The 15,284-nt window shown below is 42.0% G+C and carries 11 protein-coding genes; all 11 read right to left on the bottom strand.

The window, feature by feature from the left end; genetic code table 11:
* Positions 1 to 6: 6 nt before the first annotated feature.
* Complete coding sequence (locus tag QYZ87_02860) at positions 7 to 2,736, bottom strand: hypothetical protein (GenBank protein MDN4753470.1); 2,730 nt, start codon at positions 2,734 to 2,736, stop codon at positions 7 to 9.
* Positions 2,737 to 2,745: 9 nt separating this feature from the next.
* Complete coding sequence (locus QYZ87_02865) at positions 2,746 to 4,389, bottom strand: FimB/Mfa2 family fimbrial subunit (protein ID MDN4753471.1); 1,644 nt, start codon at positions 4,387 to 4,389, stop codon at positions 2,746 to 2,748.
* Positions 4,390 to 4,413: 24 nt separating this feature from the next.
* Positions 4,414 to 5,403 (bottom strand): FimB/Mfa2 family fimbrial subunit, encoded by a 990-nt coding sequence (locus QYZ87_02870; protein ID MDN4753472.1) that lies wholly within the window; start codon positions 5,401 to 5,403, stop codon positions 4,414 to 4,416.
* Between the two features lie 125 nt (positions 5,404 to 5,528).
* Entirely contained in the window at positions 5,529 to 7,142 is a 1,614-nt protein-coding gene (locus tag QYZ87_02875; protein ID MDN4753473.1) for an Mfa1 family fimbria major subunit, read from the bottom strand.
* Between the two features lie 174 nt (positions 7,143 to 7,316).
* Positions 7,317 to 8,780, bottom strand: a complete 1,464-nt coding sequence (locus QYZ87_02880) for a DUF3868 domain-containing protein (GenBank protein ID MDN4753474.1) — start codon at positions 8,778 to 8,780, stop codon at positions 7,317 to 7,319.
* A 23-nt stretch (positions 8,781 to 8,803) separates the two neighbouring features.
* Complete coding sequence (locus QYZ87_02885; protein ID MDN4753475.1) at positions 8,804 to 9,391, bottom strand: DUF3575 domain-containing protein; 588 nt, start codon at positions 9,389 to 9,391, stop codon at positions 8,804 to 8,806.
* Between the two features lie 989 nt (positions 9,392 to 10,380).
* Positions 10,381 to 11,454 (bottom strand): hypothetical protein, encoded by a 1,074-nt coding sequence (locus tag QYZ87_02890; protein ID MDN4753476.1) that lies wholly within the window; start codon positions 11,452 to 11,454, stop codon positions 10,381 to 10,383.
* Positions 11,455 to 11,521: 67 nt separating this feature from the next.
* Positions 11,522 to 12,334, bottom strand: coding sequence for a metal ABC transporter permease (locus QYZ87_02895; GenBank protein MDN4753477.1), 813 nt, complete (start codon positions 12,332 to 12,334; stop codon positions 11,522 to 11,524).
* 14 nt (positions 12,335 to 12,348) lie between these two features.
* Positions 12,349 to 12,729 (bottom strand): hypothetical protein, encoded by a 381-nt coding sequence (locus tag QYZ87_02900; protein ID MDN4753478.1) that lies wholly within the window; start codon positions 12,727 to 12,729, stop codon positions 12,349 to 12,351.
* 3 nt (positions 12,730 to 12,732) lie between these two features.
* The gene (locus QYZ87_02905; protein MDN4753479.1) at positions 12,733 to 13,653 is read right to left on the bottom strand and encodes an AraC family transcriptional regulator; all 921 of its coding nucleotides are present in this window, start codon (positions 13,651 to 13,653) and stop codon (positions 12,733 to 12,735) included.
* Positions 13,654 to 14,078: 425 nt separating this feature from the next.
* Positions 14,079 to 15,284: an LL-diaminopimelate aminotransferase gene (locus QYZ87_02910; protein ID MDN4753480.1), complete on the bottom strand. Its 1,206-nt coding sequence runs from the start codon at positions 15,282 to 15,284 to the stop codon at positions 14,079 to 14,081.

Below are 15,284 nucleotides of genomic sequence, written 5' to 3' on the forward strand. Positions count from 1 at the left end.
AAAATATTATTTCCTTACTTCGTTAGCACCCTTGTCATCCAACCCAAAGGTATCAAAGACACAGCGAACAAAAATTTTGGGCAGATTATAGCCACCCCAAGAAGCTGTACCAGCGTAAGATGAATAAACCCAACGATTATTTTTGAATTCATAAGCTTTATCTTCCTCGGCAGTCCAATAATATGAACCAAACATCAAGCCCTTAACAGTAGAGTTGGGATCCTGCTGCAACCTATTAATCATATCCACCTCCGCAAGTGTAGGGATTCTCCAGTGCCCCTTATACTTAAAGGTCTTATGGATGGTTCTTCTTTTCCAAAAACCATAATCATCAATATAATTTTCCACATAATCACCATCTGCCCCATATTCTCCTTCGAAATATTTGTAACAGCGATCCTCAGCAGAAGTATAAGTCCTCCATAATAACTGCTGATTGTTACCATCTTGGTAGGGATCATAAAAAATATTGACTTGGTATTCATAATAGGTGGGACGGTTATAATAATAGAGACCAGCATAAAGTTTAAACCAATTACCAGAATAGCCGCTACGAGTATAATTATTTTGATAAGGAGTTTTCCTCTCAAATTTCGATCTCCCAGAATGAGGACCATACCCTTGCGCAAAAGACTGCCATAAACTGAAACCGTCAGCAGGAATTCTAGCATTATTGGTCCTCTGCTCAGTACCTTGAGACATACCATACTGTGAAGAAATAATAAACTCTGGCGAAATCATCTTATTTGATTGTTCGTCCGACTTAGTCTTCCCACTAGCATCAACTGCAACACCAATAATCTCACCACTCTGAGGAACGACTGTCGAAACGCGGGAAAAAATCTCATTTCCTTGAGCTTCTAGTTTCGTACTACCAATTGCAGAGAAAGGCGCTAATGTACCAAGTGGAGTTTGATGCCTAAAGTCGGCGTATACAGACTGCCCCTCAGATTTTTCAGAGCCATTCCAAAGCCCTGGCGACTCGTTACCAGTAACAAATCGAGGGGGGTACTGGGTCACTACTACTTTGTCTTCGAGGGTACCAGGACTATCTTGCTTTACGGTAAACTCAATATAGAAAGGTACATAGTTATTAGGGACAGCGTGCTCAATGGTGAGCACCCCATTCTCCAAGTACTCCGGGCCAGCAGAAACGGCAGCCCCGTCCCAAGGCACATCTGTATAGGTAGCAGCACCCACTAGCGCTCCATTCTTATCATATACCCTCTTGTAACCCTTGTCATCATACTCCACCCTATAGTAAATTCCTCTAAGGTCGTAGTACTGGTAATATGCTTTGGTAATCGTAGTCGTCACCGGTGTACTGGAGATGTACCCTACCTCACGGATGTCTGTATTAGGCATCAGTGGCTTATGCTCCTTGATGACTAAGAAGTGTGCCTGCTCTATCGTGCCATCAATCTCATCCGCCCTATTCCACTCCTGTACAGCCACATTGGAGTTTACATCTACAGGCTTGCCCTCATCTATACTACCCAAGACACCGATAGTGGTGTAGATATCGTAGAGGTGATTACGCTCCAGTTTATTGAGCTTCTCTGTGGGCACTCCATCCATTTCCTTACGGAAGTTGATAGGCAAGCGATAGAAGTAGTAACGACCTTCATCGATAACACTTCCAGGGGTACCCTCTGGCACCACCTTCCCCTGAGCATCTACATAGTATGGTTTACTATCTTTGTCCACTGGTCTCAGTTTTACCCTGACTATCACATATGTTTCGTGCGACTGATTACCTACAGAGCTCCAGTCATTCTCATAGGTATAGAAAGGAATTGCAGCATAAAAATCTCCATTGTACTTTGGATACTTAGTAGCATCCTTCCCTGAGAAAGTCCTAAGGGGCATCGTACGATAGGCAGATTCATCTTTCCACTCAGTGGCTTTCACCTGATATGGAGCATCACTCTTGATAAGCGTACCCTTCTCAGTGTAGTGTACCAGCTTTATAGCCGGCTCGTCAACCATTACATACTTCGTCTCTACACCATTCTGTAGATCTACCACATCAATGCTCTTATTGACCCTTACACGGATCTTAGACGCTGCTCTACGGAGCTTTACAGTACCAGCCTGAGTGGTAGTATTAGCCCCCCAAGTAAGTGTAGAGGTAATAGTGCCATCCATCAAGAATTTATCCTGAAGTTCCACTTTACCATCAGCTTGAGGATCAGGCGAGAGTTTGCCCTTATCATCCTGCACTAATGCCTTGAGCTGGTCATAAGAGGCAACAGTAGAGAAGTCGCTTTGGGTAGCATTGGCAATCATGAATATCTCCACCGACTTACCCTCCAACTGGTCTGCAAGGGACTTTGCCACCTTAGCTTTTACAGACTTTTTTGCTGTATCCAACTCCAAGCTTTTACCGGCACTGGAGTAGTGCCCCTTGAGGCTACCACTCTCTATAAGGAATAAATCTATCTTATCTATCTTATTCTCATTGAGGGGATCCAAACCATAATAGCTACCTTGATCAAAGTCGCCATCTTCCTCGGTCACTCCACGAAGCGATGCCAATGATGGACTGGGAGCATCGTGATTTACGATACTTATTGGGACCTCCAAAGTGACATAATCGCCACTAAGCTCAGTAATGAACTCTTGCTCGTTCCTCATATCACTCTTGCAAGACGATGCTAACAGCGCAAGAATAAGTCCCAAGCTGAGTAATACCATCTGCTTAGTCTTCATATTGATAAAATTACAAATCTTCATTACTTAATCTTATTGCATTACCTGCTTAATATTCCATCTCTTGGTAGAGCCCTCACCCAAGTACTTTCCCAGATTTCCTGGCTTGACACTTAGATCAAGCTCTCGACCCTCTACTGTAATAAAGAACTGGGTATACTTAGCTTCTTTATAATACTCTGCCCTTGGCCATATCTGCATATTGTACACCTTGTCAGGATTAGAACCCACGATTTCGGCTGGCGCCACTAAATCCTTAAAGTCACCTCTCAGCTCAAAGTCCAATCCATTGGTGATAGATGCCACCCACATGTTACCACGTGGCTCAGTAATCTTGAAAGAAATATCCACATAGCAGTCTGGCGGTACAATCACCTCTCCCAACTCGGAATATACCTTTTCTTCGATTACAACACCACCAATTTCCTTAACCACCTTAAGGGTAAAGTCATACGCTGGTCTTGCATACGACATCTCGCTCTCCACCAATGTCCATGGCATCACCTGGAAATTAACTACCAACTCCTTATCATCCTCAGGAATATTGACATTAAACTGGTAGTTATTGTTGCGAACGATGCTGTAGTTGGCATTTACGCCTGCGACGTTGTTCATCGCCATATCTAAATAGTCCGCAGTAGAGACCTTGTCTTTCCAATCACTCTCCTTATTGGTAATGACTGGGATCGTATAGATACGACCACTTTTCATCGCAATCTTGATGTAAGTAGGATTACCTTTCATTTGGCTTGTCGAGGCATCCCAACCCATCTCAGTCTTAGCCTTCACGCCCAAGAGGCGCTCAGGTATGTACATCTGGGTGTAGAAAGAGGATTCCGTCGTAGGAATCGTGCCTTGGAAAGTCTTCGTCTTCTCCAATGTCTCGGGCAAGGTATTAGCAGCCAGCTCCATAAAACTGTGCTGAGTGGGGACATTGACCAGCTCTACCTTGGTCACATCCTTAAGGCCTTCGCCAGTCAGGGTCAATCCAATCTTGGCTGACGAGCGCACTAGGTTGACCGTCTGCTGTGTCCCAGCGGTCTCAGTGCTCTCTGGCCACGTACTCACAGGACCCAACAATCCTGTATCAGTGGTGACTGGAGTGAATGGGATAGGATTGGCAAATGTACCACCCTTAGTGACTGTCTGACTCTCATAGATACGAGCCATCGGGAAGTAAGCATCGGCGGAAGCCCCATTGTACAATTCTACTCCAGTGTCTCTACTTTTAAAAGTTTGCAACTCCCTTAATGTCGGTGCCACATCCTTGTAGAATTGAATTCCCTGTAGTGTTTTCTTCCAGCTCTGGGGATAGTTTGCCACAAAGCAGAAGTGGTAATTGGTGCCATCCACCGGCTCCATCTCCATGGTGAAAGACTTGTAGGTAGTGAAGTGGCTCTTGACCAACTTACCTTCAGTTGTTGCTTCATAAACCAATACAGCCAATTCACCTACATAGTCCTCAAACTCCTTAGCATCAGTATTAATAGAGGGGACATTGCCCTGTGCTCGAGTAGAGGCATTTGGCATCTGAATCCCCGCCATCGAGAATTGGAGGTAAGTTTTTTTCGGGTTGTTAGTCGACAGCTCATCCTCTCCTTGCTTCTTACACCCGGTGAAGAGTGTAGCCACAAGGCTGAGTACAACAGCAAATATATTTAGTTTATTTCGAAGCATAATAAATCGACTAACTTATAAGAGTTAGTATCTATTTGAAAGGTCTACAGAAAAAGAGTGGATCTGATAGTTATTAATCAAAATGCTCACCACGAGGTTATTATCGGGACAATCCTTGCACTTATCCTCAATTTCCATCACAATATCAAAGTCGTGTTCACACTCAAGATTGACATTTGGATTTTCTAGTAGCACCTTCCCGAGTAAATCTTCAAGGAAGTAGGTCTTATCCTCCTTCTTATTGTAAACTTTGAGCACATTATTGTAACCGCTCTTAAGCTCCATCAGAGTATAGACCAATTTTATTGAAGTTTCATCCTTTGATACTTTTGTACCAGGATAATTCAATTTTGCCGCATTAAGTGGCATCCTCTTATTGATGAGGGTGGTGCCATTAGCGGATGATATCATTATCTCGAAGTCATCGATATCCAATTTCTCACATACGCTCTCATGGAGCTTTAGGGTGAGATTGATTCGGTTCGTTACCTCGAGCATATTTATTGAGATTTCGTCAAATACCGAACCGTGTGTCTTACGATCGGGTAGCGAAACCACCTTACTCTCCCCTTGCCATACAGAATGGTCTTGCAGCGATACGGCATTACTGTCCTGCTCACGAAGTGACATCATAACGTCCGTCTTGGTTGTCTTGCCCTCAACAAAGTCGCCGAGGTCAAAATATTTTTTGGTAGCTCCTGCCCATGCGATGAAAGAGTACTGACCCTTCTCTACAGGAGGTAGCTCAACCTTATAGGCTTCAACTAAATCCACCAAGCCATCGACATGCTCCATCTTGACCAACACGTCATTAAGGTCAAATGCAAATACATGTAGTCCATCGACCTCGCCAACTGGCTGAGCTTCTTCCATACATGGGGTACGGTGATAAAAACTTATATATACACCCTGTGGACACTCTTCTAAATCCTCATAAATCATCTTATCACACGAGGTGAAAAGCGTAAGAAGAGATAAAGTAAGAGTTAGTATGATGGGGGAAATTCTTTTCATAAAGCCTATTGAAATCTTAATAGAAAAAGTGAAATCAGGGGTATTCGCAACACCACAGTATTTGCACCACTACAAATACCCCTGAATAAATTATCATCTTAGCAATCTAAGTCGCCTTTATCAAATTAGTAGCGGTTACCTAAATTTACAGTATAGCTATGAAGTGTATAAGGAAGAACCTTCAACTGAACTGAGAGATACGTCTTATCTGTCTCAAGATCATCGTCTGGATCAAATGGATTTGGATCTTCGGGATCTTCGTTATCATCAGGGTCGTCTGGGTCATTATTAGGGGTCCAGCTTAGTCCAATCTCTTTAAAGCCTGTGATGTGTGCGTTATACACTTGATTTCTGTAAACAGGAGACTTTTTAATCTTACCAGAATCGGTGTAAGGGACATCAGGGTTAATCCAGATATTGTAGTACATCTTACCACTCTTATACTCTACAACATCCTGAAGGACATCTGCATCTTCTACAGTTTTTTTATCTGATGTTGCATCCTTTAACTGAGCTTTTGCCTTCGTAGAATAAAATAGACCATCAACCTTACCAAAGTATACGGTACCATCTTTGAGATCTTCTAGTTTATCTGCATTGGGGTACTTCTCAAGATTATTCTTAACGGTAAATGTTGCTTGAATAGTGAAGAATGGGGTATTACCCTTCTTGTAATTATTCTCTTCGTGGTTAACAGGCAAAAGAAATTTTGAGAATTTCTCAGCCCCAAGAGCAGCAGCAAGATTTGTTTCATTTACGGCACCATCTATTACCTGAAGATTCTGATAACCATCCTTATATTCAAAGATTCCATTAGAAAGCTGTTTAACAGCATTCCATGTATCACCCTTTGGAATGAAATTATAAACCTTATCCGGTGTTTGTGCTTTTTCGATTGGGTTAAACCAAAGTGCACCACCAGTAGCGGCATATTTCACCTCGGTAATAGTAACAGTAGCGGTTTCTTCAATGGCACCGTCAGTTAAATTTTTTCGTTGAACTTTAATCTCCTTAGTGGCATCCTTTGCGATAGTAACGATAGCACGTGAAGCTACACGAGTCACTTCGATCTCGATCCTATTGTTCAAGCCTTGCTTAGCTTGCTCCTGTGAAACGTTTGGCTTGACCTCGATCTGACCTTTGTTACCAGCAGTTGGAAGCTCTTTATTGGTCATAAGAATCTTATCCTTAGATTTGTCAAGATCATAAACAGCAACATCAGCAACATCAGTAATCTCGATAGCAGTGCTAAACGCAGATTCAAAACCTGAAGTAGACTTAGTAGTTTCTTCAACTTTTTGACCTATCGGCCACCCAGCTATATTCAAGGCACCTGACACCTTACCCTTAACATCGTTGATAACAACATATGCCTTAACCTTTTCACCACTCTTAGCTTCTACAGCTAGCTTTGGAGTCAGGTAGCCATTTTGGTCAATGCCATTAAAGTCACCTTTTTCAAAGTGCTCAGACGATACACCTACACCTTCAGTAACTAGATATACGGTAATACTCTCAATAGCATCACGACCAGTCCACTGTCCGGGTATTTTATTATAGTCATCACTACCAGCACGTGTTGACGCATCTGTAGGGAAGCGTAGGCTTAGACCTATGTAGGTATCTCCTACAGACTGTCCTTTACTAGGCTCAGAAGGAGCCTGCCCCTTGTTGTCACAAGAAGCTAATCCTATACCTAGAGCTAAAGCTCCGATTAAAAATAGTTTGTTTAGTTTCATTTTCTTTGTTAATTGATAAAATACTTGTTTATTCTTTCTTATTACTATATTATTATTTCTTACTTGGTCGGACGGCTTTCTCGCTGGGTCGGACGGCTCTGACGATTCTGACGGCTCTGAGGAGTCCGAGGTGTCCGATAGCACCGATAGCCCCAATAGCCCCGATAGATCTCGTTATAGGCTCTCTTGTTGCTTAGTCAGCTCCTCGAGGTTGTGCTTGGCATTGTCGCTACCCATACCTGCAGCCCTTTGGAAGCTCGCCTTAGCTTGCTCCATATTACCCATGCGGGCATACGCCACACCTATATTATTCACTGCCTCAGCATTATTGCTGATCTTGCTTAGACGGTCGATAGCTGCTTGATAGTTGCCACCCTCGATATCCACGGCACTGGCATTGATGATGGCTACTGGCTCATCTGGATATAGTCGAGTAGCAATGTCAAAGACCTCCTTGAACTCCTTGCTTAGAGAGTCGTATGTCTTTGCTACCAGATACATTTCGTTCAGGCTCAATAGCTTTGGATTTGTCTTGATGATCTCTTTCGCCTCTTCGACATTAAAAGCCCTAACATGATATGCGATAAGATAGTCTGTACGACGTAGTGCAGGGTAATAATTTTTTATTAAGGTGCTATAAGTGTCACCATTATCTAGCGATTTTATCTTACTATCACGAGCATCAGGATTACCTGTTTTTTTAATAATCTCCAATAGTTGAGCCTTCTTCGGTAAGGTTGATGACTCCAATGCTTTAGTTAATCCCTCCCAATCCTCACCATGGCCTGTGACTTTGACTTGATTCTTCTTCACTCCATGTTCAGAGGCTAGGTACTCAGCAAAAGCATATGCACGACGCTCTGCTAGCTGACGGTTATACTCAAAGGATCCTTCAGGAGAAGCATAACCGATGATAGCAAACTCTGTAACCTTAATATCTTTATTAGAGAGCACCTCCTTCATGACCTTATCAACACGAGCTAATTCATTAGCGTTATTCTTATAGTCACGGCGTAACTCATGGCGATCAACCACGAAGTTAAATGAAGCACTGTGCTTATCAGCTCTTGCCTTAACTGGCTCTACTTCGGGAGTGATATATGTCAGCAAATATTTAGGCTTATAGGGCTCAGAAATAAATGGTGTAAGCAGCACCTTAATATCATCACGAACAAAACAATCGGCACATCCGTGCACTGTCTCTACAAAAATAAGATCTGCATGCTCCATCCATGACTCTCTAGGCATCGTGTAACTATATGGAATAGACTCTCCTTTACCATTCCTATGAGTCAACTCAGTTAGCGGACTCAAATTCTGACCTGCAGCCAGCCCCGTTGACTTCATACGATCGAGGACGATGGCACGTTTACGACCAGCCACCTGCACTGGAGGGAGTACCTTAAGGATCTCATCACTTCCACTCTTACGAAGAGCAGGAGAAAGATAGATCACATCATTTGAGCGGATCTTTAGGTCATCCAAAATGATATTCATCAGTACTGTCACAGAACCACTCTTCTGAGACACCTCCACATCCTTAACTTGAATTTCATTGATATACCGCTCTTGTCCATTGGCGAGTTGTGGCAAAAGGAGCAGTAGGAGTGTTATTGATCTTAAAAACTTTTTCATCATATTATATCTGAGTCATTATCAATTTAGAATACATACACTAAGGATAGGGTAGCACGTGTGACGCCCCAATAATTGTAGTGCCCTTCATCCATTTTGGTACCACAATTGGTACATGGAAACTTTTCATAGAAAAAGCGAGCATACCCCGCTCCTAAAGACCCCTCTATATTCCAGTGACGACTAAGCACCCATTGGTAACCGTAACTAAGACCTGCTCCATAGAAATAACCCTGAAAACGATGGTCCTTAAGATTACTCAACCTCCCTACAGGAATATTTATCCCTCCCACGTTATACTGCCCTCCATGAAGGTGCAATCCAAAGAAATGTCCATTAAAGACATCACAGGTCCACCAACGAAGTTCAGGCTGTGCCATCCAGTGCTTAAATCTAGAGTTAGTCTTGAACTCCCAAAAGCTAGCACCCCCTCCAAGCTCTAAGGTCATCTTGTCATTTAACCTCATCTCTAGAGCTAGATTAGGAGATGTCGTTGCACCATATAGGAGATTGGTCTTGAGTGCCACCTTCTGTGCATACGCACATCCTACAGAGAGCATCATACTCACTATGGAAATCATCAAAAGATTAGTAAGGGATCTTCTTACATTCATAACAGATCAAATTTTATTCAAAAAAAATATGCACTTCAAAATAATTTAAAAGCACAAATATTTAGAGACTTCATATTTATTATTACCACAATAATATGGTACAATTTCAAACGATTAAACTATGTTTTTGCCTTTATACCACACAAAACATTAACCTACAAAATAAAGTATAAAAGCTTTACTCAAAAAACAATTCCAAAAAGAAGCAAATATAAGACTTAGAGATAAGCAAACTCCATGATCACGAACATAGCATACTAGCCTAGCTTGCCAATCTTTTTAAATTTACAACGCAACAAAGGTAAAAAAAAAAAATCATGTAAAAAAATTGTTTCTCTCGAAAAAGAGCATTTTCTTAAAAAAAAGATCGTGTTTTATCACAATCCGGTCCCCATTTTTGGGCTTTTTATTTCGATTTTCTTCAAGATTAAGCAACTCCTATAACACGCATTAAAAATGGGCTAGACTCAAATTAATAGTCATAAAAATGACACTTCTAGTTGTCATATCGAGGGAGAATAGCAATATCATATGAAATTTAACTATTTTTTTAAACGACTATGAGTTAAAATTCACAGAAACTTGATTTTTTCTTCATCAAAACATTATTTCATTCTAAACCTAAGTCATAGATTTATTACTTAAAAATGGAACAAAATAGGAATTCGAGTTTAGGGATAAAACGCCCATTGAAATACCCTCAACACACCTCATCGTCTAAAAATTCACTTATACATTCTAAAAGCGAGAACACAGTTCTTGCACATAAATGCAAAAACAGAATAGAATATCATGTACCCTATAACGTTATATATCAAGACGTAACATTGAAGTGCACATACGTGTAGAAAATCTATTCTCGGTGCAAAAATAAGACAAAAAATAGGAAATGAGAACCAAAAAGAGAGAATGAGTTAGAATCTACTTTACTCGCCAATTACAAACAAAGACAGCAAAGTATTTACAGTACACGAACTCAGTCACTGAGACTAATTTGAAGGAACTGGGATCTGTTTCCTTAGATGATTGCGGATACGCTGATACTGCTCGGGAGTGGGCTTTTCAAGTGATTTATCTGATGATTCTTGTAGCACGGTAGAGTACTCCATAACCCAATTATCGACATTGCGTACATCGCCCCAACGTGCTCGAAAGGAGCTACCGTTTATGGAAATATTATTTTCAGAATGTATAGGGAGAATGCGGCTTTCATCTGCAGGAGCTTCATAACGCTGGATCAATGCGATCTCCTCAGCATATTCATCCAGCAGAGAATACGGATACTCTCGCTTAGCACTCTCTGATAATAAGTGATGCATCGTCAATGCTTCTGGATATAGCTCATGATTCAGTAGCTCCTCTCGAAGCTGACGCACTATCCTTTCATCCTGTAGAGGAGACTCATTACTACGTTTAATCTCATGGCTTACTTCTTTTAGAGCACTGGGATCACCGCTTCGTCGAGCCTCAAGCATCTTCACAAATATCTCCTCTCTACTGTTCCTCGGATCATATCGCATCTGCCTTCCCGCGTGATAATCCAGTAACGTATTGGCTACGAACTGCTCCCAAGAGTTAGCAGTCAGCATCATCACTTGCTTAAGTCCAAGAGAAGAATCAGGAACTAGGTCGCATAATAATCTAGCTCCATTAAGACGAATCATACGATCGATGTCTTGCTTAACGATTAGATGCTCTAACACCTTAATTGCCCTAAGAGTGTCTAGCTCTGCAAGGTGTACCATCACATCAGTAGCTAGATCGTGGAGATTCATGTGCTTAGCTTCAACCCAGTTACCCATCAGGAGGTAGCCCTGAGCGGTAAGCAGCTCACTGTCGCTCCACTTAACTAAGTATTCCCCATCACCCTGCAATTGAGCAATAAGCAACCCTTCCTTACTACCCTCCTTTGCTTTCCTCGCGAGCTTATCCAGCATATCAGAATGATGGCCAGCTAAATCAACAAGATATAAAGTACGCATAGGGAGTCCCGTAGGCTCCGCTTGCTCTAAATCGTCAACCACCTTGGCCAACTCTTGTCGTACAAAATAAGCTTTATTCATCTCCTTTGCTTTTCTTAATGAAGAACAAGAAGAAAGCAATATAAGGCATAGAAGTAAAGCTATTTTTTTATACATACTTATTCTTGACGACAGTGAAGCTCTTGACTAAAATAAAGATGATTGAAAGCATCAGCACAGAGAGTGCTCCAGTAGGGAGATTACAATAAAAGCTGATTATTAAAGCCACGAAAACTGCGGCGACACTTAATAACGAACTCCACAATATTAGGCGATCAAGCCTATGAGTATATAACCCGATAGTCATCTGAGGAAGCGTAAGCATACTCATCAGCATCATTATCCCCATCACCCTTATGCTGAGAACAATACCAATACAGATCCAAATCATAATGGCGTACTGTATTATAGATGTCGGCAACCCTCGAATATGAGCATGCTCTGGGTCGAAACTCACATAGAGAAGAGGATAATACCACAGTACTAAAGCGATGATCGTAAGGGTAAGATAGCCCGCCAATAACCATAGCTCAAGATTAGTGACCAGCAAAATATTACCGAAAAGAAAAGAGGACAAGCTAGGGGTATAACCAGGTGAAAGAAAGGTAAAAAGGATACCTAGTGCCATACCTAAGGACCAAACAGCTGCGATAGCAGAATCCTCTCGTACCTTCGCTTTTTGACTAAGCCATTCCACACCTACCCCACTTAATATAGCAGAGACCATCGCACAAAGCAGAGGAGACCAGCTCATGAAGAAGCCAAAACCCAATCCAGCGAAAGAGCTATGTGTAATTCCCCCTGAAATAAAAACCATCCGTCGGGACACAACATACCCCCCCAACACACCAGTGATTAAGCCAGTTAGTAATACGGCTAAAGTAGATTTTACGAAGAAGCTATAACTAAAGAGATCCACCATATGAGGTTACTCATCTATACCTTTTCAGCAAGCTCTACTGGTAATTCGACCTTGCGAAGCTTCAGGCTCTTTAGCCACGGATTAACCTCCTCTGGCTGAAGTGTATTCAGAACTTCTCGAAATTCCTCCACCTCTTCGTGAGTATAACTATCTGCTGCCCTGCCAATGTAAGCATCAAGTTCCTCATCCTCAAAATAGACGATAAGAGGCTTTATTTTCTTAGCCCTCTCACAATTCACTCCGCCACAGCATCCCCCCGAAGCAGCATGCTTACACTCATCTACTGGAGGCATTACCACCGCTTCATCTTTTCTTCGAATCCGACGAAGTAAGACTATCGCTATCACTATGATGATAGCGATGATGACTAGGGTAAGTATCAATCCAGTATTCATGGTTTAATCTTTATCGTGGTGCAATGGATTTTGCATACGAGCTCTTCTCGCAGCGGCTCTCTCCTCCGCTTCTTTTCTTACCAACTCTCGGCGATGTTGGGTAGGAGTTTTATTGAACTGACGACGACAGAATACTGTGAAGTGGCTTGGGCTTGAAAATCTAAACTCATCCATGATCTCCTGGAATGTCACAGTAGGATCTGCCAAGCGCTCTTCTATTAAGACCGCTTTCTGATCCAACATCCACGAATAAGGTGGCTGATCAAAGGTCTCCTTGAAAATTTTATTAAAAGTACGAATAGAGACACCTCTCATATCAGCTAGCTCCTGTGCTGACTTTGCATGTGCATAATTCTGCATCACGAACTCCTTAAAGTCCACTTCTCTCCTAAGCAGTGGAGCAAAAACTTCACCAATGATCTCGGGCTTATAATAAGCACCAATGACCCACAAAATCTCCTTAAGTTTCCATGCCATCATCTCAGCACACAGTAACCCATCGTGATAATATCCTTCGATAGAGTTCAGCACATTGCGAAGCGGTTCGTATATTTCAAGCGTACGGTGCACCATAGTGACAGGAGCAAAGGACTTGAGATTAGCAATTGAGTAGTTACAGCACAATTCCTCTAGTCGAGAGAAGCGAAAGATAGCGACGACACCGCCATCGGTAAGACTCATCTTGAGGGTCTTCTCCGCATCCAAGAAAATCCCAAAGGGCGAGTTACGTGTCTCATTCACATCACTACCAATGGTATATAGCGTGTCATAACTATTTACAAAGACCAAGGCCATTTCCTCCTCTGTAGTTATTTCAAGCGGCTCTCTAGGAGTAACTTTCAGATAGCGATACATGCCACCATCATCCATATTTTCCGCATAATTGGGGCAGTCAAAATGCCTTTCTATATTTACAGGTTTCATTCTACAAGTATTTCTAGTATAATAATAAAGAACAGTTTTTAGTGGCTCCTATATCTGTTTCTTTTTTTATTCGTGTTTCATTTATGCCACTCCAAAAGGAATACAAACTTACATAAAAAACAATGGACTTCACATAAAAATCCCACAAAACTGACAAATAATTACAATCGATGATAAAATAAAACATTATTTAATCGAGGGAAGTTTATTTTTAGTTCTTTTAAAAGAGATATTGACTAAAAAAAAGGCTAAAAATCTGAAAGAGTGACACTTCGGTAATAGGCTCATCTTATAAATCTGAAATAATAGCAAATGATCCTAATAGTATTATGCAGACAAATACTATTAAGATCATTTGTTACTCCCCCTATACCCTACAATATGCCCTTCATAATTGACAAGTCATGTAGGTATCATCCTGCTAATTACTTGGCAGCGATTCTAGACATCGCTTCCAAGGTAGCCTCATGAGTGCTAAATGCAGATAATCGGAAGTAGCCCTCTCCCTCAATACCAAAACCAACTCCAGGTGTCCCCACTACCTGCTTCTCCTCTAGGAGGTAATTGAAGTAATCCCATGAACCAGGATACTCCTCAGGAGTTTTCAGCCAGATATATGGTGATGACACCCCTCCATAGTACTCTACCCCAGCCTTTGACAGAGCCTCTCGTATGACACTCGCATTATGAAGGTAATAACGGATATTTTCAACCACCTGTTGACGACCTAGATCTGTGTATATAGCGGCTGCTCCTCTCTGGCTGATATAACTCGCACCATTAAACTTAGTTGTCTGTCGTCTGCTCCACATCGCGTTATAATCGACGGGTAAATCCTTTGGCACCACAGTATAACCGCATCTGACACTTGTGAAACCAGCGGTCTTGGAGTAGCTTCTAAACTCTATCGCACACTCTTTGGCTCCCTCTATCTCATAAATGGATCTAGGGACATCATCCTCAGTCACGAAGGCCTCATAAGCGGCATCGAAAAGGATGAGACTCTGATGGCTACGAGCATAATCCACAAACTGCTTCAGTTCTTCACGCGTCAGAGTAGTACCTGTAGGATTATTAGGGTAGCAGAGATAAATCAGATCCACATGTTCCTCTGGAAGAGGCGGAACAAATCCATTCTCTCTATTACAAGGCAGGTATATAAAGTTACTCCACCGACCATTATCCTTTAGGAGGCCACCTCTCCCAGCTAACACATTAGAGTCCACATAAACAGGATACACAGGATCCGTGATGGCGATCTTCACATCATTGCCAAAGAGGTCTGTTATATTTGCGGTATCACTCTTTGCTCCATCACTGACAAAGACCTCATCCGGCTCCAGCATCACACCCAATGGAGCATAATCATGATTCACGATGGACTCTCTAAGAAAAGCATAGCCCTGCTCGGGACCATACCCCTTCAACGTAGCCCCCTTAGATAACTCATCTACAGCATCATGCATGGCCTGAATGACAGCACTTGGCAAGCCTAAAGTCACATCTCCTATCCCCATCCGAATCACCTTCGCATCAGGATGCTCTGCCTGAAATCCCGCTACTCTCTTATTGATCTCTGCGAAGAGGTAGCTCTTGGGTAGTTTCAAAAAATTATCATTTATCTTACTCAT

This window comes from Porphyromonadaceae bacterium W3.11, from assembly GCA_030434245.1.
Lineage (GTDB): Bacteria > Bacteroidota > Bacteroidia > Bacteroidales > Porphyromonadaceae > Porphyromonas_A.